Here is an 18,542-nt window from a genome sequence, read left to right on the forward strand (position 1 = left end):
TAGGAGCAAGGAGTCAAGATGTTTGATATTGTCGAACTGTCGCGATTACAGTTTGCCTTAACAGCGATGTACCACTTCTTATTTGTACCGCTAACATTAGGGATGTCCTTCATGTTAGCGATCATGGAAACGGTATACGTCCTGTCCGGTAAACAAATCTATAAAGATATGACGAAGTTCTGGGGTAAGTTATTTGGTATTAACTTCGCTCTGGGTGTTGCTACCGGTCTGACTATGGAGTTCCAGTTCGGGACAAACTGGTCATACTACTCTCACTATGTCGGTGATATCTTCGGTGCGCCTCTGGCAATCGAAGGTCTGATGGCATTCTTCCTCGAGTCCACCTTCGTGGGTCTGTTCTTCTTCGGCTGGGATCGTCTCAGCAAGAAACAGCACCTGATGGTGACCTGGCTCGTTGCGCTCGGTTCCAACTTCTCTGCACTGTGGATTCTGGTGGCAAACGGCTGGATGCAAAACCCGATTGCTGCTGACTTCAACTTTGAAACCATGCGTATGGAGATGCTGAGCTTCTCCGAACTGGTTCTCAACCCGGTTGCACAGGTTAAATTTGTGCATACAGTAGCGGCCGGTTACTGTACCGGTGCGATCTTCGTACTGTCTATCAGTGCGTGGTATCTGATGAAAGGCCGTGATATCGCATTTGCAAAACGCTCTTTTGCGATTGCAGCAAGCTTTGGTATCGCTGCTGTGTTATCCGTTATCGTGCTGGGTGATGAATCCGGTTATGAAATGGGTGACGTACAGAAAACCAAACTCGCCGCGATTGAAGGTGAATGGCATACTCAGCCTGCACCTGCATCATTTAACGTGATTGCGTTCCCGAATCAGGAAAAAATGGAAAACAGTTTTGCGATTGAAATTCCGTACCTGATGGGGATTATCACCACCCGTTCTATCGATACTCCGGTTCTCGGCCTGCGCGACCTGATGGTGCAGCACGAAGCCCGTATCCGTAACGGTATGGTGGCGTATGATCTGTTACAGCAGCTGCGTGGCGGTAATACCGACCCGGCAATTCGTGATGCCTTTAATCAGAGCAAACAAGACCTTGGTTACGGCTTACTGCTGAAGCGCTATACCGACAACGTCGGTCAGGCAACTGAAGAGCAGATTCAGGCAGCAACCAAAGACTCTATCCCGCGTGTTGCACCGCTGTTCTGGGCATTCCGCCTGATGGTGGCAGCCGGTGGTCTGATGCTGATCGTTCTGGGTCTGTCATTCCTGAGTGTACTGCGCAACCGTATCGGCAAATCAAAATGGCTGCTGCGTGCTGCTTTCCTCAGCCTGCCGTTACCGTGGATTGGTGTTGAAGCGGGCTGGTTCGTTGCTGAATATGGCCGTCAGCCATGGGCAGTCGGTGAAGTATTACCGACAGCATATGCAACGTCACATCTGGCAGCCGGAGACATTCTGTTCTCTATGGCGCTGATTTGCGGCCTGTATACCTTATTCCTGATTGCTGAAATGTTCCTGATGTTCAAATTTGCACGTCTTGGTCCAAGCAGCTTAAAAACCGGCCGTTATCATTTCGAAACGTCCCCGGCACAAGACGCTAAGTAAACAGGAGCCCACTTATGTTTGATTATGAAATATTACGGTTTGTATGGTGGATCCTGATTGGCGTACTGCTGATTGGCTTCACTGTAACTGATGGCTTTGATATGGGCGTTGGTGTTCTGCTGCGTGTTATCGGCAGAAGTGATACTGAACGCCGTATCATGATTAACGCAATCGCACCGCACTGGGATGGTAACCAGGTATGGCTTATCACCGCAGGTGGTGCACTGTTCGCAGCATGGCCGATGGTCTATGCGGCGGCATTCTCCGGTTTCTATATCGCTATGATTCTGGTACTGGCGGCATTATTCTTCCGTCCGGTCGGTTTTGACTACCGTTCAAAACTGGAATCACCAAAATGGCGTGGTATGTGGGACTGGGGTATCTTTATCGGCAGTTTCGTACCGTCATTAGTGATCGGTGTGGCATTCGGTAACCTGTTACAGGGTGTGCCGGTAGAAGTTAACTCTCAGCTGCAGGTGTCTTATGCAGGGAGTTTCTTCGGTCTGCTGAACCCGTACGGTCTGTTAGCCGGTTTAATCAGCCTGATGATGATCGTGGCGCACGGCGGGACTTACCTGCAGATGCGTACCACCGGTGATCTGCATGCGCGTGTGCGTAAAGCTACCAGTGTTACTGCTCTGCTGACATTTGTTCTGTTCGCAGTTGCCGGTGCATGGCTGATGTGGGGCGGTATTGAAGGCTTCCGTGTCGTGTCTGACATTGACCACTTCGGTGCTTCTAACCCGGTGACCAAAGAAGTGGTACAGGAAGCAGGCGCATGGATGGCAAACTTCAATGCTTATCCGATCCTGTGGATCCTGCCTGCTATTGGTCTGGCGTCTCCGCTGCTGGTTGTGATGTTCACTGCAATGGATAAAGGTGCATGGGCATTCCTGTTCTCTGCACTGACAATTGCCGGTGTGATCCTGACCTGCGGTACAGCGATGTTCCCGTTCGTTATGCCTTCAAGCATCGACCCGAACGTCAGTCTGACCATGTGGGATGCGACTTCCAGCCTGTTTACACTTCAGGTAATGACGGTTGTTGCGATTATCTTCGTTCCGACAGTTCTCCTGTACACCATCTGGTGTTACGTGAAGATGGCAGGGCGTCTTGATAAGTCCTTCATCGAAGATAACAAACATAGCTTGTACTAAGGAGCAGACGAATATGTGGTATTTTGCATGGATCCTCGGAACGCTCCTGGCCTGCAGCATTGCTGTTATTGCAGCACTGGCTATTGAGCATCACGAAGATAAAGCCGCGTCAGGCGAGTAAGACTGATGCTGAATAAGTCTTACCAACTACTGGATAAGGGTCCCTTACGGGCCCTTGTCCTTGTAATGGCGTTGGGGCTGGCATTGTGTGTGATCTGGGACCCGTCGCGTTTTGCGGCAAACACCAGTTCATTACAGATCTGGCAGGGACTGCTGATGATCTGGGCAGTATGCAGCGGTGCAATTTTCGGTACGGCATTCCGTCCGGAGCGCACAATCTGGAAGATTATTTTCCATCCGCTTCCGGCGGTGGTGATTCTGGGTTACGGCCTTTATCATTTTTTCAGCTGATATAAACGTTTATGACAACAAGCCGTTCATCTGAACGGCTTTTTTCTTTTCTGTTTTCGCCCCGGTTCACGGATAGCGCAGTAATGCGGTATTACCGGCAAAAAAGCGGGCAAAATAATCAATAAATACCCTGGTCTTTTGCGGCAGATGCGCTGCGGGCGGAAACACCATATTAATGCTCTGATCCGGTAACGGCTGGTGTGTGAATACCGGAACAAGTTTTTCCTCAGTCAGTTGCTCCCGGATATACCAGACCGGCAGCAGACTGTAACCCTGATGTGCCAGTGTCATAGTACGGATCGCCTGAATTGAGTTAGAGATAAACACCCGGTTATCCGGGGCAGGAAGATGCGGACGACGGCTGAAACGGGCGGTGAGATTACTGTTGGCGATAAAGGGCAGGGCGGCGGGATCGCTGTTTTCCGTTATCCGGTGCTGCCGGATAAATTCAGGCGTTGCCACATAACAGACCGGAAAATCAGCCAGTTTGCGGAACCGCAGACCGCTGTCACTCAGCGTGCCCAGCCGGAAGACCACATCCAGTTTCAGGGCAATCAAATCACTCAGACTGTGATCGACACGGTAATCCGCCCTGATCAGCGGATAGCGTTGTATAAAGGCGGGTAACTGCGGAAGCAGAAACTGACCGCCGAATTCGGCGGCGGCACTGAAACTCAGCGGGCCCTGAGGTTGCATCGTCCCTGTTCTGACCGCATCCATCGCACTGTCAAACTGCTGTAACAACGGTTTGAATTGCTGATACAGCGCCTGACCGGATTCTGTCAGGGTAAATTGCCGGGTGGTCCGGTGCAGCAGCGTGGTGCTGAGTTCGGATTCCAGCGCTTTGATATGCAGGCTGACCACCGATTTGCTCAGATTCAGGCGTGCAGCAGCCCGGGTAAAGGAACCGGTATCCACAACATAGATAAAGGTATTGATCTTCTCAACGGATGTCAGCATAGGATTGTTTCGTTTTTTCAAACAGTATTGTCTATTTTGATGCATAGACGGCTGTGGTCAACTGCTTTTACACTGCTGGCCGGAGGAAACCATGACTTATCGTTACCGTATCGCCCTGATTTTTTTACTGGGCTTTTTTATTGATTGTATCAATATCTTTATGTCCGCCATCACACTGCCTGCGATTGCAGAGGCCATGCAGGTTACATCCCTGTCAGTGACCTGGGTGGCAAACAGTTATATTCTCGGGCTGACACTGATTATCCCGCTCAGCCCGCGGCTGGCGGCGCGTTTCGGGATCAGGGAACTGATGACGGCCTCTATGCTGCTGTTTGCGGCGGCAGCCGTGCTGGCAGGCAGTGCGGAATCTTTTGCTTCGCTGATTTTCTGGCGTTTTTTACAGGGCGTGGCTGGCGGATTGCTGATCCCGGCCGGGCAGTCACTGACCTTTCAGTATTTTCAGGGGCGTGAGCGAAGCAAAATCTCCACCATTATTATGATGATTGCGCTGATTGCGCCGGCACTTTCCCCGATGGCAGGGGGAATTATTGTTGATCTGGCCGGATGGCGGCCTGTTTTTTACGTCAACGCGCCGGTGGCACTCTTCACCGCACTACTGGCCTGGTGCTGGATACGTGAACCGAAAACAAACGCCGGAGACGCACCGGATCTCAAAGGGCTGCTTCTGGTCAGCCTGACACTGGCGTCACTCCTGATAGCCCTCTCTTTATACGGGGAATATCACAATATTGCCGGAGCGCTGGCACTTGGTGCGCTGATGCTGCTCAGTGCCCTGGGATACTACCGTCACTACCGGCAGACACCTCAGGCTATTATTGATTTATCCCTGCTGAAAAATACCCGGTTGTGGCTCTCTGTCGCCGTGTATTACGCGGTGCCCGGCGTATTTACCGGTGCGAATATCCTTGCCATTTTTTATCTGACCACGGTTCTCGGCCTGACAACAGCGGTTACCGGGTCGTTTATGCTGCTGTATGCGGCAGGTGCGATGGTAGCGATGCTGATCAGCGGTGCGGTGTATAACCGGATCGGCGCCGGACGACTGTTTATTATCAGCCTGCTGCTGCACAGCGGTGGTATCGCACTGTTCGCACTGACTGACAGTCATACGCCGCTGTATCTGATCGGTCTGATTTATCTGCTGACCGGCACCGGCGGCGGTATTGCGGCAAATTGTGCACAAACTACCGCGTTGTATGACTTTCAGGGCGCGCAACTGAATAAAGCCAGTGTGATCTGGAATATCAACCGCCAGGTGGTGTTCAGCATCGGGGCGGCTGTCATGATGACGTTATATCAGACGCTGAACACCATTTTCCCGGACAGGCATTTGCGCTGACATTTCTGGGGGGCGCACTGGCCGGGCTTATCCCCCTGATTTTTCTGTTCCGCCCGCAGTACCGCACATCACTTAAACCCGCAAAGGAGATTATCCGTGACTAACAGTATGTTTCAGCAGGCCTGTGACGAGATTCATCGTGTTCATGATCTTATTTTTAAGACATTTACGGTTTCCGGGGCAGAAGGGCAGTCGGCACTGTCTGAGCTGCTGACCCACTTCACACCTGAGTTTTCCATGACCGGGATCAGCGGGGCGGTAATCGACCTCGCGGCGGTGACAGAGATGTTTACCCGTATACAGGGTAAGAGGCAGGGAGCACCGATTGAAACGGCAGAATATCAGTGTATCAGCCTGACAGAAAACACCATATCAGTGCGTTATCAGGAGACGCAGCACTTTGCCGGAAGCACCACATCGCGGCGCTCACTGGTTATTCTGCGCCGGGGAGATAACAATAACTGGCTGTGGCATTATTTACATGAAACGCCATTGTCCGCAGAAAACACCACAGATAAGTAAAAGCGGGTTTTCAGCCGGTAAATCCGGACGGAAAACCTGTTTTCATAAAATAAAGATAAGGCGATTTAATTTATGGAATTACAATAAGTTAGAGTATGTTGTAAATAAATCGGTAGCACAAAAATCCGGATAATTCCGGATTTTTGCATATTCATGAGGAAAAATGTCTTTTAATAAGTGTTTAATGATAGCTTTAGAAGCAAAAAATAACGCCTCTAAGGTATTGTAATACGTAACAAAATATTTTTTCATCCCGAGCCCTTCAGGGGCTTGCGTGTTGGATAAAGGCGAGTATGATTAGCGCGCGGACAAACGGGCTTTTCTTATCTTTACGAACTAAGCATTTTCAATACGTTTGCTCTTCACGTATAGTTTGCAAAGCATGTTGTCTGATAAAGGTAAGTTGCGGGATATTCAATGTTCAGTTGGCCAATACGGGTTTATTACGAAGATACCGATGCTGGTGGTGTGGTATACCACGGGCAGTATCTGGCATTTCTTGAGCGTGCCAGAACCGAAATGTTACGGGAACGGGGCTTTCACCAGCAGCGTCTGCTGGAAGAGCAGCTCGGCTTTGTGGTCCGCAAATTAACTATCGATTACCACCATCCGGCAAGGTTAGACGATCTGTTAGAGGTACGCAGTGAGATCACGGACATCCGTCGTGCGTCTCTGACATTTACGCAGACACTTATGCATAAAAACGGAACTCTTTTATGTCGCGCAGAGGTACTGGTCGCCTGCGTGAATATTTCTTTAATGAAGCCGGTAGCGCTTCCTGAGTCTATTGTCGCGGAGTTTAAGCAGTGACTGACATGAATATCTGGGATTTATTCCTGAAAGCAAGTTACCTCGTGCAATTTATCATGCTGGTATTGCTGGGCTTTTCTGTTGCCTCGTGGGCCATTATTATTCAGCGCACCAAAGTTCTGAATGCCGCCACCCGTGAAGCAGAAGCGTTTGAAGACAAATTCTGGTCAGGAATCGAACTGTCCCGCCTGTATAAAGAAAGCCAGGCGCGCCGTGATGAACTGAGCGGCACAGAGCAGATTTTCTACTCCGGTTTCAAGGAATTTGCCCGCCTGCATCAGGCGAATGTACACTCTCCGCAGGCGGTGGAAACCGGCGCGGCACGTGCTATGCGCATCTCCATGAACCGTGAGATGGAAAGCCTGGAAAACCATATTCCGTTCCTCGGAACTGTCGGTTCGATCAGCCCGTACATCGGTCTGTTCGGTACTGTCTGGGGGATCATGCATGCCTTTATCGCACTGGGTGCGGTAAAACAGGCAACGTTACAGATGGTGGCGCCGGGTATCGCGGAAGCATTGATTGCAACGGCAATCGGTCTGTTTGCGGCGATTCCTGCTGTTATGGCATACAACCGTCTTAATCAGCGCGTGAATAAATTAGAACAGAACTACGACAACTTCAGCGAAGAATTTCTGGCGATTTTACACCGTCAGGCCTTTGCTACTGCTGATAAGAAATAAGGCAGGAGATTATCATGGCACGTCATCGCGGACGCCGGCGGGAGCTGAAATCCGAAATTAACATCGTTCCTTTACTGGACGTGTTACTCGTGTTGCTGCTGATCTTCATGGCAACAGCGCCGATCATCAGTCAGAGCGTGGAAGTGGATCTGCCGGATGCCTCCGATTCTCAGTCCGTTTCCACTAATGATAATCCGCCGGTGATTCTGGAAGTCTCCGGTGTCGGCCGTTACACCCTGGTGGTGAAGCAGGATCGTCTGGAACTGCTGCCGGAAGAGCAGATCATTGCTGCGGCAAAACAGTATCTGGCTGAAGATCCGAAGACTATTTTCTTGGTCGGCGGTGCCAAAGATGTGCCTTACGAAGAGATTATTAATGGCCTGAATATTCTGAAACAGGCCGGAGTGAAATCTGTGGGCCTGATGACGAAGCCGATGTAAGGTTTGTTATGCAGATGTTTTCACTCAGAAGGTTAGGGAATTAAGCGTGGGAAAGCTGAAAGAGCGTAAAGATAAATTAAATCGTTCTGTCATCACCTCTGTGGTGTTGCATCTTTTGCTGATTGCGCTTGTGATCTGGGGATCGTTTGTAACCAAATCAGGGCTGACCGGCGGCGGTGAAGGCGGTCAGGTGATCGATGCGATTATGGTTGATCCGAACGCCATGGTTGAGAACTTTAACCAGCAGCAACAGCAGCAGGCCAATGCAAAACAGGCTCAGGCGCAGCGCGAGAAAAAAGCGAAGCAGCAGGAAGAAGAATTACGTCAGAAAGAACTGCGTGAGCAGGAGCGCTTAAAAGCTATCGAAGAAGAGCGCCTGAAAACTGAACAAAAAGTTGAAGATCAGAAAAAACAGGCTGAAGAGCAGCAAAAACAAGCTCAGGAAGCCGTGAAGAAAGCCAAAGAAGAGCAGAAGCTGGCGGAAGAAGCCGCAGCCAAAGCTCAGGCTGAAAAAGAAAAAGTGATTAAAGAGCAGGCGCTGGCGAAGAAACAGGCTGACGAAAAAGCCGCCGCACAGAAAGCCGCTGAAGAAGAAAAAGCCAAAGCAGAAAAAGCGGCTCAGGAAAAGGCCGCCAAGGCCGAAGCAGCTAAAGCAGAAGCCGCCAAAGCAGAAGCCGCTAAAGCTGAAAAAGCCGCCAAAGAAAAAGCGGCTAAAGAAAAAGCAGCCAAAGCCGCAGCGAAAAAACAGGCCAGTGAAGTGGATGATCTCCTCGGCGGACTGGCATCCAACGCACCGGGCACAGAAAGCGGCGGTGCATCCGCGGCTGGTCAGGGCGGTGGCAAGAAAAGCGGAACAAATTCGGATGGCGATATGAACGGTTATATCGCGCAGGTCCGGTTAGCGATTCAGGCGAAGTTTTATAATGCGGATATGTACCGCGGTAAAACCTGTACGCTGGAAATTAATATCACTGATAAGGGAACACTTATCAGTGTGAATGCGGTCGGTGGTGATGACGGTTTATGTCAGGCAGCTCTCGCGGCGGCCAAACAGGCTCGTATTCCTGCTCCGCCGAGTAAATCGGTCTGGCAGCAGTTTAAAAATACTAAACTGGACTTTAAACCGGAATAAATGGCAAAACAGCGTCAGTAACCTGTTATATCCTGTGATAGTTTTTAACAGGGTATCTGGTTTTGGTTATGAACGTTTGTTAAAATATGGGTTTGATGCGGGCATTGGTGCAACGAGGGAGAGAGAATGAAGCAGGCAGTGAAATACATGCTCGGTTTTCTGATGCTGTGGGCGACGGTTGCTCAGGCTGAAGTTCGTATCGAGATTACTCAGGGCGTTGATTCAGCACGTCCTATCGGAATCGTGCCTTTCCAGGTCGCCGGCGGCGGTACTGTGCCGGAAGAAGTCGGTGCAATTATTGCAGCGGATCTGCGTAACAGCGGAAAATTTAATCCTATCGATCCTAACCGTATGCCGCAGTTACCGGGCACCGCGTCTGAAGTGGTTCCTGAATCCTGGACCGCGTTAGGTATTGATGCAGTTGTTGTCGGCCAGGTTCAGCCGGGTGCTGACGGCAATTATCTGGTGAGTTATCAGCTGGTGGACACCTCAGGTGCTCCGGGCAGCGTACTCGCACAGAACCAGTTTAAAGTCACCAAACAGTGGCTGCGCTATGCCGCACACACTGCCAGTGATGAAGTTTTTGAAAAATTAACCGGTATCCGTGGTGCATTCCGCACACGTATCGCTTATGTGGTGGTTAAGAACAGCGGTGACTATCGTCACGAGCTGCGTGTGTCTGACTATGACGGCTATAACCAGTTCACCGTTCACCGTTCACCGGAGCCGCTGATGTCCCCGGCGTGGTCACCGGATGGTGAGAAACTGGCTTATGTTACTTTTGAGAGCGGAAGTTCAGCTCTGGTTATCCAGAATCTGTCCAGCGGACAGGTGCGCCAGGTTGCTTCATTCCCGCGTCACAATGGTGCACCGGCATTTTCACCGGACGGAACCAAACTGGCATTTGCGTTATCAAAAACCGGTAGTCTGAATCTGTATGTGATGGATCTCGGCTCAGGCCAGATGCGTCAGGTAACAGATGGTCGCAGTAATAACACCGAACCTGCATGGTTCCCGGACAGCCAGACGTTAGCGTTCACGTCTGACCAGGCTGGTCGTCCGCAGATCTATAAGGTTGGGATTAATGGCGGTGCGCCTGAGCGCCTGACGTGGGATGGGACTCAGAACCAGAATGGTGACGTCAGTGCTGACGGCAGTTTCCTGGTAATGGTCAGTTCAGGCGGCGGGAAACAGCATATCGCCAAACAAGATCTAGTAGCGAACAATTTCCAGATTTTAACGGATACGTTCCTAGATGAAACGCCAAGTATCGCACCTAACGGCACTATGGTTATTTATAGCTCCTCACAAGGTATGGGAACTATATTGCAGCTGGTTTCGACCGACGGGCGTTTCAAAGCGCGTCTTCCGGCGACTGACGGACAGGTAAAATTCCCTGCCTGGTCGCCGTATCTGTGATGCATTAAAAATATGTATGGCAAATTATAAAAGGATCAAAGAGATGCAACTTAACAAAGTGCTTAAAGGGCTGATGTTAGCTTTACCTGTTCTGGCTGTTGCTGCGTGTAGTTCTAACAAAAACGACCAGACTGATGCGGGCACTGTCGACAATGGCGCAAACGCTGGTATGTCTGCGGAAGAACTGGCACGTCAGCAGCTGCAGGAACTTCAGAACAACAATATCGTATACTTCGGTTTCGACAAATACGATATCTCTCCTGAATTCCAGCAAATGCTGGATGCACACGCTGCATTCCTGCGTAACAACCCGTCTTACAAAGTGACTGTAGAAGGTCATGCTGACGAACGTGGTACTCCTGAGTACAACATCGCGCTGGGCGAGCGTCGTGCTAACGCAGCTAAAATGTACCTGCAGGGTAAAGGCGTGAACGGCGAACAAATCTCTATCGTTTCTTACGGTAAAGAGAAGCCGGCAGTTCTGGGTCACACCGAAGCTGACTACGCTAAAAACCGTCGTGCAGTCATCGTATACTAAGAGATATACATGAAAAGTAACTTCAGACGCCTGATGGTGAGTCTGTCGTTATTGATAGGTGTAGCGGCCCCCTGGGCCGCTATTGCTCAGGCACCCATCATCAATATCGGCTCAGGCTCCACTGATGACCGCCTTACGCAGCTCGAGCGTATTTCTAACGCTCATGGTCAGTTATTAACCCAACTTCAGCAACAAGTCATGGATAACCAGCGCGATATCGATATGCTGCGCGGGCAAATCCAGGAAAGTCAGTACCAGCTGAATCAATTGACAGAACGCCAGCGCGAACTTTTCTCACAGTTGGATTCGCTCAGCGGCGGCGGCAGCGCATCAACAGATAATACGTCCGCAGCATCCGGCAGTACGGGTTCTGCGGATAATACATCTGCGCCGGCCACTGCAGGTAAGGGCAATGAGAAAGATGACTATAACGCTGCAGTAAACCTGGCGATGAACACCAAAGATTACGATGGTGCAATCAGCGCATTTCAGAGTTTTATCCAAAGCTATCCGAAGTCCGGTTATCTTCCTAATGCCAATTACTGGTTAGGTCAGCTGAACTACAACAAAGGCAAAAAAGATGACGCTGCGGCGTATTTTGCTTCTGTGGTAAAAAACTGGCCGAAATCCCAGAAAGCAGGAGAGTCCTTCTATAAAGTCGGGCTGATCATGCAGGAGAAAGGGGATAAAGCGAAAGCTAAAGCGATTTATCAGCAGGTTGTTGCAAAATACCCGGGGTCTTCCGGTGCAAAACTGGCTGAGAAAAAACTGGCTGGTTTATAACAGCCGGTTTATTTTTTTGCTCAGAGTATAGCCCCGACCGGTGGTTTTTTTACCAAACCGGGGCTAAGTGAGTGAATTATAAGCGTTTGAATAAGTTAATTTGAAAAAATCGTTGCACCGGCCGGATAAATCAGTATTATATCGTGCCGTTGGCAAGAGAGTACGGGTCGTTAGCTCAGTTGGTAGAGCAGTTGACTTTTAATCAATTGGTCACAGGTTCGAATCCTGTACGACCCACCATTCTCTTTTGCCCGAAATCTGAAACGGGTCGTTAGCTCAGTTGGTAGAGCAGTTGACTTTTAATCAATTGGTCACAGGTTCGAATCCTGTACGACCCACCATTTCAGACCTCCTCCGCAGTATGCAGTATTACGATGGGTCGTTAGCTCAGTTGGTAGAGCAGTTGACTTTTAATCAATTGGTCACAGGTTCGAATCCTGTACGACCCACCATCGTATCTTTCCCTCTGAGTTTTATTCTCCCCGGTCTCATACCGGAGATTATCTGCCGGTTACGATTTATTTTCCTGCGTCAGCAAATCAGCGGTATTTAACCGGTCAGTGACCAGTGCAATAATTTTATCTGCCAACGTTATATCAATATCAAATTTCTGTGCATCAATTACGCGGATCGCCACATTGCGGTAGAGCGTCAGCATCGCCATGTAAGCCCGTGCGGCACGGACACGATCACGGTTATCAAGTGTCGCCATAAAACGGCCGTACAGGGCCGGTGGCAGCCAGGTGCTCAGATGGCGTCCGGCATACCAGATATCCTGTGTGCCGTCACTGCGGAGCAGTACATGCCACTCCAGCAGGGTGATCAGCCACTGTTTCATGGCGACATCGCGCAGACGGGCTGTCCAGGTTTCATTACGCAGATAATAAACCGGCACTTGTGATGCCTCCAGCCAGAAATTTTGCCAGTTTTCCAGGAATGTCTGCTGATCCGGCGGGGTAAGTAAAGACGCAGGATCGGCATACTCCGGTAATCCGGCAGTCACACCGGTTTTATCCAGCAAAACGGCATAACCCCGCTGATAGATGTTATCCAGCCCGTGTTCAGCCATCCGTGTAATACGCTCACGTCCTGCCAGCATAAAACCGGCTTTACGGCCTTTCTCATACAGCACCTGACAACATGGCCGGCGGACACCATCGCTTTCATGGGAAAGCGCTTTACGGATAATCAGCGGCACACCAAACCGGTTCAGCCAGCGGCTGTCGTGAAACAGTTCATCAGGGTTGCTGCCAATCAGTTCGGTATTAATATCAGAAAAACGCTCTGCCTGGTCCTGACGCGCCGCAGGGCCGGTGATAATGACCGCATCAATACGGGGATCTAATAGGGCAAAAGAAATTATAGTGTTTATAATTTGCTCAATTGATTCCATTTCACATCTCATTCATATAATTAATAACTGGCCAGATAGTACGTCATAATCAAAAATAGCGGGAGTGCTCAGGTTAAAAAAACGTTATTATGTTTAGTGTATTAAACAAAATTTGTTACCATGGGATGATTTCACTGAAAACGGCAGAGTGAAACACACTACAATAAACATGCGGCAGATAATTATCTGTGAACTTCGGTAAATTTACTTAGCGCGGGTGGCGGAATGGAATTTTTTGATATCAATAATATTCTCGTGGTGATCCCTTACTGGAAAGAGGGGTCCTATGCTCTGTCCTGGATTGAAGCTGTGGGGGCGACCGCCGGGTTGTTGTGTATCTGGCTGGCAAGTCTGGAAAAAACAATCAACTATCTGTTTGGTCTGATTAATGTCACGCTGTTTGCGGTGATTTTCTTTCAGATTCAGCTTTATGCCAATCTTCTGCTGCAGATTTTCTTTTTCGCGGCCAATATCTACGGCTGGTATGCCTGGACCAGACAAAATGAGAAAGCAGAAGCGGAGCTGAAAATCCGCTGGATGCCGCTGCGGCAGACCGCAGTGATTGCCGCTGTCTCACTGGCGGCGATTTTACTGCTGGCACGTTTTATCGACCCGGTCTTTACGTGGCTGGCGCAGAGTATGGTCAGTATACTGAATGTCGCAGGGGCTGATCTGGCGATGCCGGTATTGCTGCCTGATGCCTTCCCGTTCTGGGATGCGGCAATGACCGTGCTGTCTGTGGTGGCGATGATTCTGATGACCCGTAAGCTGGTGGAAAACTGGCTGCTGTGGGTGGTGATTAATATCATCAGTATTGTTATCTATGCCCTCCAGGGTGTGTATGCGCTGTCACTGGAATATATCATTCTGCTGGGTGTGGCACTCAACGGCTCGCGGATGTGGATAAAAGCAGCGAAGCAGTCGTAAAACTATTTTCCGTACAATAGTCCGGTGATTATAATGAGAGTCTGATAACAATCAGATTCTCATTAATCAGCAACAAAAGGAAATTCCTGTGGCCGGTGGCAGCTTACTCGCACTACTCGATGATATCGCAACTGTACTGGATGATGTCTCTGTGATGACCAAAATGGCCGCCAAAAAGACGTCCGGGGTGCTGGGGGATGACCTGGCGCTGAATGCGCAGCAGGTGGCCGGGGTTCGTGCAGAACGTGAGATCCCTGTGGTCTGGGCGGTGGCGAAAGGCTCTTTTCTCAATAAGCTGATTCTGGTGCCGCTGGCACTGCTGATCAATGCCTTTGCCCCCTGGGCGGTCACTCCGCTGCTGATGGTCGGCGGGGCGTTTCTCTGTTTTGAAGGTGCTGAAAAACTGGCACATAAATTTCTGCATAAAACAGACGGAGAATCCGGTGAAACGGCACCGGCGGAAGATCTTCAGACGCCGGAAGAACTGGCCGCGTTTGAAAAGCGCAAAGTCAAAGGGGCTATCCGCACTGATTTTGTATTATCAGCGGAAATTATTGCGATCACACTCGGAATTGTTGCCACGTCTCCTTTTATCAATCAGCTGGTGGTACTGTCACTGATTGCAGTGGTTATGACTATCGGGGTATACGGTCTGGTGGCCGGTATTGTTAAACTTGATGACCTGGGATTTTACCTGCAAAAGAAATCAGCGGCGCTGCTGAAAAAGCTGGGTGACGGCCTGATCCACGCCACGCCGTATCTAATGAAAACCTTGTCAGTGGTGGGGACTGCCGCCATGTTTATGGTCGGTGGCGGTATCCTGACACACGGTATTCCGCTGATCCATAATCTGATTGAGAACCTGGCTCAGCAGAGTGCGCTGGTACCGGCATTTGGCGGCGTACTGCATTTTATGACACCGCCGGTTGCTAATCTGTTGTTTGGTCTCGTTGCCGGTCTGGTGATTGTCCTCCTGTTTACCGTGATTAAACGTATTAAAACGGGATTAACGGCATAAACACCCCTCTCACAGGCAGCGGCTGATGAAGCCGCTGTTTTCCATCTGATTCATAACAATTTGTCCTGCTGATCTGAATATTTTCGGGGCGAAAAATTAATTTCAATTCCGGTGACAGCTAATTGTTTACAGCTTGTTGACAAGCAGTTAGATTAAAATAACGACAATAACGAAACAGGACACCGGAAGAGACGGGTTATGAACTATCAGAACGATGATGTAAAAATAAAAGAAATTCGGGAATTATTACCACCAGTGGCGTTATTAGAGTCGTTTCCCGCGACTGAAACTGCCGCAGACACCGTTCGCCGCACCCGTCATGCAATCCACGAAATCCTGGAAGGCCGGGATGACCGCCTGCTGGTCGTTATCGGGCCGTGCTCAATTCACGATCCGAAAGCAGCGGTTGAATATGCTGATCGCCTGCTGGCACTGCGCAACACACTGAAAGGTGAGCTGGAAATCGTTATGCGCGTCTATTTTGAAAAACCGCGCACCACGGTCGGCTGGAAAGGGCTGATTAACGACCCGCACCTTGACCACTCCTTCGCTATCAATGATGGTCTGCGTATTGCGCGTAAACTGCTGCTGGATATCAATGATAAAGGTCTGCCGGCTGCCGGCGAGTTTCTGGATATGATCACACCGCAGTATCTGGCGGATCTGATGAGCTGGGGCGCTATCGGCGCACGTACTACCGAATCCCAGGTACACCGCGAGCTGGCCTCCGGGTTGTCCTGTCCGGTCGGGTTTAAAAACGGCACAGACGGTACTATCAAAGTGGCGATTGATGCCATTAATGCTGCGGGATCACCGCACTGTTTTCTGTCCGTGACCAAGTGGGGACACTCGGCCATTGTGAATACGACCGGTAACGGTGATTGCCATATTATTCTGCGCGGCGGTAAAAAGCCGAACTACAGCGCGGAAGATGTTAGTGCGGTAAAAGACGGGCTGGCACAGGCCGGTCTGGCACCACGCATCATGATAGATTTCAGCCACGCCAACAGCAGCAAACAGTACAAGCGTCAGATGGATGTGAGTACCGATGTGGCACAGCAGATCGCCGGTGGTGAAAAATCCATTATGGGCGTGATGGTGGAAAGCCATCTGGAGGAAGGAAATCAGAATCTGGAAGGCGATGCACCATTAGTGTACGGCAAGAGCGTGACAGATGCCTGCATCGGCTGGGAAGATACGGAGACACTGCTGCGTCAGCTCTCCGATGCGGTAAAAGCCCGCCGCAGCTGATAACACCGGTAACCCGGATGACAGAAAATAAAAAACCCTGACAATGTCAGGGTTTCAGGCCGTTGACAAACCCGCAGGGGTTGGCGGCGACCGACAGAGGTTGTAAAAATAAACCAGGAAAATCAATTTATTGATTTTCGGCTGATAACACAAAGCAGGAAAAACCACGTTTTATCCTGCTTTGTCAGCAATCTCAACCCTGACGATGTCAGGGTTTTTTTTCACCGGAAAAAGCGGATTACTTCGCTTTACCCTGGTTGGCAACCGCAGCGGCTTTGGCAGCAATCGCATCCTGGTCACCCAGGTAGTAGCGGCGCAGTGGTTTCATGTTTTCATCAAACTCATACACCAGCGGCACAGCGGTCGGGATATTCAGTTCGAGGATCTCATCCTCACCCATGTTATCCAGGTATTTTACCAGTGCACGCAGGGAGTTACCGTGTGCGGCGATGATCACTTTCTCGCCGGAAGCAACGCGTGGTTTGATAACATCAGTCCAGTAAGGAACAACGCGGTCGATGGTGATCGCCAGGCTTTCAGTTGCAGGCAGTTCACTTTCAGCCAGTTTTGCATAACGCGGGTCGTGGCCCGGGAAACGCTCATCACTTTTTTCCAGTGCCGGCGGGGTGACAGCAAAACCACGACGCCACAGTTTGACCTGCTCGTCACCGTATTTTGCTGCGGTTTCTGCTTTATCCAGACCCTGGAGCGCACCGTAATGACGCTCGTTCAGTTTCCAGCTTTTTTCAACCGGCAGCCACTGCTGGTTTACCTGATCCAGGATATTCCACAGCGTGTGAATAGCGCGTTTCAGTACAGAGGTATAGGCGAAATCAAAAGAGAAGCCTTCTTTTTTGAGTAACTGACCAGCCTCTTGTGCTTCAGCACGGCCTTTTTCAGATAACTCAACATCAGTCCAGCCGGTAAAGCGGTTCTCTTTGTTCCACTCACTTTCACCGTGACGTACAAGCACCAGTTTAGTTACTGCCATAGCGTAAACTCCTGTTGTGTTTCAGATAGGGGGTTTCAGAATTGAAACAGACCCGGCACATTGCCCATTATATTGGTCACCGGCGCCTTTCGGCAAACTTTCCGTACAGGTATTTCCGCCCGGGCGTGTGCGTAAAGCATCAATTCCGTCCTGTTTACCGGATAGTGTACACTAAAACTGAATCGATTCCGCTATAAATGTTTATGCAAAGTCTGATACACAGAAAAAAACAGTTTTTTACGCCACCTTAAACGGCCAGGTAAAAAACAGCAGATGACAAAGGTTCAGACCGAAGTGAAACGCGGTTGCGACCCACAACCGGCCGCTCCACATCCAGGCAAGCCCGTAGATAATACCTGCCAGACCGGCAAATACCACCAGCAGCGGCCCCCCGGCAAGATGCGCCAGTCCGAAAACTGCGGCGGTGATCAGCAGGGCGGCATAAGGCGGCAGATAACGAGAAAGTACCTGCTGGATAGTCCCGCGGAACAGGGCTTCCTCCGCCAGCGAAACAAACAACAGATTCGTCATGATAAACACCGGCAGCCACTCAGGCAGATGCGGCTCAAATCCCAGCCCGCCAAGGGCCGTTGCCAGTAACAGTAAGGCAGGGACAGCAAGAACCAGCAGCAGCCAGCGCAGACGGGTCGCCGGACGCAGCGGGGCGGTGACGAATAACTGCGGAATGATAATCAGCAGAACAAACGGAAGCAGGGCTTTATCAGCATTCAGCCAGAATGAATACGGCGGACTGTGCGGCCCGGCGGCTTCCGGCGGCATCCAGCGCAGGTTATGAAATCCCGGCAGCAGATGAAAAGCCAGTCCCAGTGCAACGGTGAGCACCATGAGTGTCACCAGCGCGCGCGGCCATGAGCGCGGTGCGGTATAAGGCCGGGCAACAGCCAGCAGGATCACAAACCACAGTGTGAGCAGGGCGTGCCAGTCCATCACGCCTGTGAACAGAGCACTGATGGTGGCGGTCAGAAGCACTGCCAGTGACAGCGTCCGGTGAAATTGTAACAACAGCAGAGATAATGCAAGTAAAAGCCAGGTCATGGGATCGTGTCAGAAAATCAGAAAAGGAGGACGCAGGGTAAAAGAGAAGTGCGCGATGCACCAGTAAAAAAAGCGGGCAGATAATAATGGATAATAAGATTATTCTTAAT

Annotated in this window: 20 protein-coding genes and 3 tRNA genes; 19 read left to right on the plus strand and 4 right to left on the minus strand. The window is 50.4% G+C overall.

All coding sequences use genetic code 11. The features are described 5' to 3' along the window. The first annotated feature begins 18 nt into the window (after window positions 1–18). The 4 genes from cydA to ybgE are packed head-to-tail and all read left to right on the plus strand — an operon-like array spanning window position 19 to window position 3,149. Entirely contained in the window at window positions 19–1,581 is a 1,563-nt protein-coding gene (cydA, locus tag JC793_RS05135; protein ID WP_046893712.1) for a cytochrome ubiquinol oxidase subunit I, read from the plus strand. Window positions 1,582–1,595: 14 nt separating this feature from the next. Beyond that, window positions 1,596–2,738 carry a cytochrome d ubiquinol oxidase subunit II gene (gene cydB, locus JC793_RS05140; RefSeq protein ID WP_166707235.1) on the plus strand — a complete coding sequence of 381 codons (1,143 nt, stop codon included), beginning with the start codon at window positions 1,596–1,598 and terminating at the stop codon, window positions 2,736–2,738. Between the two features lie 13 nt (window positions 2,739–2,751). Then, window positions 2,752–2,859 carry a cytochrome bd-I oxidase subunit CydX gene (gene cydX / locus JC793_RS05145; RefSeq protein ID WP_004235652.1) on the plus strand — a complete coding sequence of 36 codons (108 nt, stop codon included), beginning with the start codon at window positions 2,752–2,754 and terminating at the stop codon, window positions 2,857–2,859. 5 nt (window positions 2,860–2,864) lie between these two features. Beyond that, window positions 2,865–3,149 (plus strand): cyd operon protein YbgE, encoded by a 285-nt coding sequence (ybgE, locus tag JC793_RS05150; RefSeq protein WP_046893714.1) that lies wholly within the window; start codon window positions 2,865–2,867, stop codon window positions 3,147–3,149. Between the two features lie 66 nt (window positions 3,150–3,215). Here ybgE and JC793_RS05155 read toward each other — a convergent pair whose 3' ends face one another. Next, window positions 3,216–4,109: a LysR family transcriptional regulator gene (locus JC793_RS05155; protein ID WP_218427690.1), complete on the minus strand. Its 894-nt coding sequence runs from the start codon at window positions 4,107–4,109 to the stop codon at window positions 3,216–3,218. Between the two features lie 91 nt (window positions 4,110–4,200). Here JC793_RS05155 and JC793_RS05160 point away from each other — a divergent pair, with 91 nt between their 5' ends. The 12 genes from JC793_RS05160 to JC793_RS05215 all read left to right on the plus strand — a co-directional run bounded on the left by JC793_RS05160 (window position 4,201) and on the right by JC793_RS05215 (window position 12,248). After that, on the plus strand, window positions 4,201–5,469 hold the full coding sequence (locus JC793_RS05160; protein WP_247717323.1) for an MFS transporter: 1,269 nt from the start codon (window positions 4,201–4,203) through the stop codon (window positions 5,467–5,469). Between the two features lie 96 nt (window positions 5,470–5,565). Further along, entirely contained in the window at window positions 5,566–5,991 is a 426-nt protein-coding gene (locus tag JC793_RS05165) for a hypothetical protein (protein WP_218427692.1), read from the plus strand. 417 nt (window positions 5,992–6,408) lie between these two features. Then, entirely contained in the window at window positions 6,409–6,801 is a 393-nt protein-coding gene (gene ybgC, locus JC793_RS05170) for a tol-pal system-associated acyl-CoA thioesterase (protein WP_045138323.1), read from the plus strand. Beyond that, window positions 6,798–7,484, plus strand: coding sequence for a Tol-Pal system protein TolQ (gene tolQ, locus JC793_RS05175; RefSeq protein ID WP_107680555.1), 687 nt, complete (start codon window positions 6,798–6,800; stop codon window positions 7,482–7,484). Before ybgC ends, tolQ begins: the two co-directional genes overlap by 4 nt. A gap of 14 nt (window positions 7,485–7,498) precedes the next feature. Next, on the plus strand, window positions 7,499–7,924 hold the full coding sequence (gene tolR, locus JC793_RS05180) for a colicin uptake protein TolR (protein ID WP_004235659.1): 426 nt from the start codon (window positions 7,499–7,501) through the stop codon (window positions 7,922–7,924). Between the two features lie 46 nt (window positions 7,925–7,970). Then, window positions 7,971–9,056, plus strand: a complete 1,086-nt coding sequence (gene tolA, locus JC793_RS05185; RefSeq protein ID WP_107680556.1) for a cell envelope integrity protein TolA — start codon at window positions 7,971–7,973, stop codon at window positions 9,054–9,056. Between the two features lie 126 nt (window positions 9,057–9,182). After that, window positions 9,183–10,475 (plus strand): Tol-Pal system beta propeller repeat protein TolB, encoded by a 1,293-nt coding sequence (tolB, locus tag JC793_RS05190; RefSeq protein ID WP_046893718.1) that lies wholly within the window; start codon window positions 9,183–9,185, stop codon window positions 10,473–10,475. A gap of 43 nt (window positions 10,476–10,518) precedes the next feature. Continuing rightward, window positions 10,519–11,013, plus strand: coding sequence for a peptidoglycan-associated lipoprotein Pal (gene pal, locus JC793_RS05195; RefSeq protein ID WP_025153442.1), 495 nt, complete (start codon window positions 10,519–10,521; stop codon window positions 11,011–11,013). Window positions 11,014–11,022: 9 nt separating this feature from the next. After that, the gene (cpoB, locus tag JC793_RS05200) at window positions 11,023–11,796 is read left to right on the plus strand and encodes a cell division protein CpoB (protein ID WP_046893719.1); all 774 of its coding nucleotides are present in this window, start codon (window positions 11,023–11,025) and stop codon (window positions 11,794–11,796) included. Between the two features lie 164 nt (window positions 11,797–11,960). After that, a tRNA-Lys gene (locus JC793_RS05205) sits at window positions 11,961–12,036 on the plus strand. A 25-nt stretch (window positions 12,037–12,061) separates the two neighbouring features. Beyond that, window positions 12,062–12,137: transfer RNA gene (locus JC793_RS05210), tRNA-Lys, on the plus strand. A gap of 35 nt (window positions 12,138–12,172) precedes the next feature. Beyond that, window positions 12,173–12,248: transfer RNA gene (locus tag JC793_RS05215), tRNA-Lys, on the plus strand. A gap of 59 nt (window positions 12,249–12,307) precedes the next feature. Here JC793_RS05215 and JC793_RS05220 read toward each other — a convergent pair. After that, on the minus strand, window positions 12,308–13,189 hold the full coding sequence (locus JC793_RS05220; RefSeq protein WP_218427694.1) for an aminoglycoside 6-adenylyltransferase: 882 nt from the start codon (window positions 13,187–13,189) through the stop codon (window positions 12,308–12,310). Between the two features lie 225 nt (window positions 13,190–13,414). Between JC793_RS05220 and pnuC the strand changes: the two genes are divergently transcribed. The 3 genes from pnuC to aroG all read left to right on the plus strand — a co-directional run bounded on the left by pnuC (window position 13,415) and on the right by aroG (window position 16,385). Then, complete coding sequence (pnuC, locus tag JC793_RS05225; RefSeq protein WP_218427696.1) at window positions 13,415–14,116, plus strand: nicotinamide riboside transporter PnuC; 702 nt, start codon at window positions 13,415–13,417, stop codon at window positions 14,114–14,116. An 88-nt stretch (window positions 14,117–14,204) separates the two neighbouring features. After that, complete coding sequence (locus JC793_RS05230; protein WP_166707242.1) at window positions 14,205–15,134, plus strand: DUF808 domain-containing protein; 930 nt, start codon at window positions 14,205–14,207, stop codon at window positions 15,132–15,134. A 198-nt stretch (window positions 15,135–15,332) separates the two neighbouring features. Continuing rightward, window positions 15,333–16,385 (plus strand): 3-deoxy-7-phosphoheptulonate synthase AroG, encoded by a 1,053-nt coding sequence (gene aroG, locus JC793_RS05235; protein ID WP_218427698.1) that lies wholly within the window; start codon window positions 15,333–15,335, stop codon window positions 16,383–16,385. 238 nt (window positions 16,386–16,623) lie between these two features. Here the strand turns inward: aroG and gpmA are convergent, their stop codons facing one another. Then, entirely contained in the window at window positions 16,624–17,376 is a 753-nt protein-coding gene (gpmA, locus tag JC793_RS05240) for a 2,3-diphosphoglycerate-dependent phosphoglycerate mutase (RefSeq protein ID WP_046893725.1), read from the minus strand. 237 nt (window positions 17,377–17,613) lie between these two features. Continuing rightward, entirely contained in the window at window positions 17,614–18,432 is an 819-nt protein-coding gene (locus tag JC793_RS05245) for a CPBP family intramembrane glutamic endopeptidase (RefSeq protein WP_218427699.1), read from the minus strand. Between the last annotated feature and the right edge of the window lie 110 nt (window positions 18,433–18,542).

Source organism: Morganella morganii (assembly GCF_019242955.1).
In the GTDB taxonomy this organism is placed as follows: domain Bacteria; phylum Pseudomonadota; class Gammaproteobacteria; order Enterobacterales; family Enterobacteriaceae; genus Morganella; species Morganella sibonii.

What these genes read in the sequence shown, in the direction of transcription:
- cydA (WP_046893712.1), top strand. Translation starts at nt 19, where the DNA reads ATGTTTGATATTGTCGAACTGTCGCGATTACAGTTTGCCTTAACAGCG.
- cydB (WP_166707235.1), top strand. Translation starts at nt 1,596, where the DNA reads ATGTTTGATTATGAAATATTACGGTTTGTATGGTGGATCCTGATTGGC.
- cydX (WP_004235652.1), top strand. Translation starts at nt 2,752, where the DNA reads ATGTGGTATTTTGCATGGATCCTCGGAACGCTCCTGGCCTGCAGCATT.
- ybgE (WP_046893714.1), top strand. Translation starts at nt 2,865, where the DNA reads ATGCTGAATAAGTCTTACCAACTACTGGATAAGGGTCCCTTACGGGCC.
- JC793_RS05155 (WP_218427690.1), bottom strand. Translation starts at nt 4,109, where the DNA reads ATGCTGACATCCGTTGAGAAGATCAATACCTTTATCTATGTTGTGGAT.
- JC793_RS05160 (WP_247717323.1), top strand. Translation starts at nt 4,201, where the DNA reads ATGACTTATCGTTACCGTATCGCCCTGATTTTTTTACTGGGCTTTTTT.
- ybgC (WP_045138323.1), top strand. Translation starts at nt 6,409, where the DNA reads ATGTTCAGTTGGCCAATACGGGTTTATTACGAAGATACCGATGCTGGT.
- tolR (WP_004235659.1), top strand. Translation starts at nt 7,499, where the DNA reads ATGGCACGTCATCGCGGACGCCGGCGGGAGCTGAAATCCGAAATTAAC.
- tolB (WP_046893718.1), top strand. Translation starts at nt 9,183, where the DNA reads ATGAAGCAGGCAGTGAAATACATGCTCGGTTTTCTGATGCTGTGGGCG.
- pal (WP_025153442.1), top strand. Translation starts at nt 10,519, where the DNA reads ATGCAACTTAACAAAGTGCTTAAAGGGCTGATGTTAGCTTTACCTGTT.
- cpoB (WP_046893719.1), top strand. Translation starts at nt 11,023, where the DNA reads ATGAAAAGTAACTTCAGACGCCTGATGGTGAGTCTGTCGTTATTGATA.
- JC793_RS05220 (WP_218427694.1), bottom strand. Translation starts at nt 13,189, where the DNA reads ATGGAATCAATTGAGCAAATTATAAACACTATAATTTCTTTTGCCCTA.
- pnuC (WP_218427696.1), top strand. Translation starts at nt 13,415, where the DNA reads ATGGAATTTTTTGATATCAATAATATTCTCGTGGTGATCCCTTACTGG.
- aroG (WP_218427698.1), top strand. Translation starts at nt 15,333, where the DNA reads ATGAACTATCAGAACGATGATGTAAAAATAAAAGAAATTCGGGAATTA.
- gpmA (WP_046893725.1), bottom strand. Translation starts at nt 17,376, where the DNA reads ATGGCAGTAACTAAACTGGTGCTTGTACGTCACGGTGAAAGTGAGTGG.
- JC793_RS05245 (WP_218427699.1), bottom strand. Translation starts at nt 18,432, where the DNA reads ATGACCTGGCTTTTACTTGCATTATCTCTGCTGTTGTTACAATTTCAC.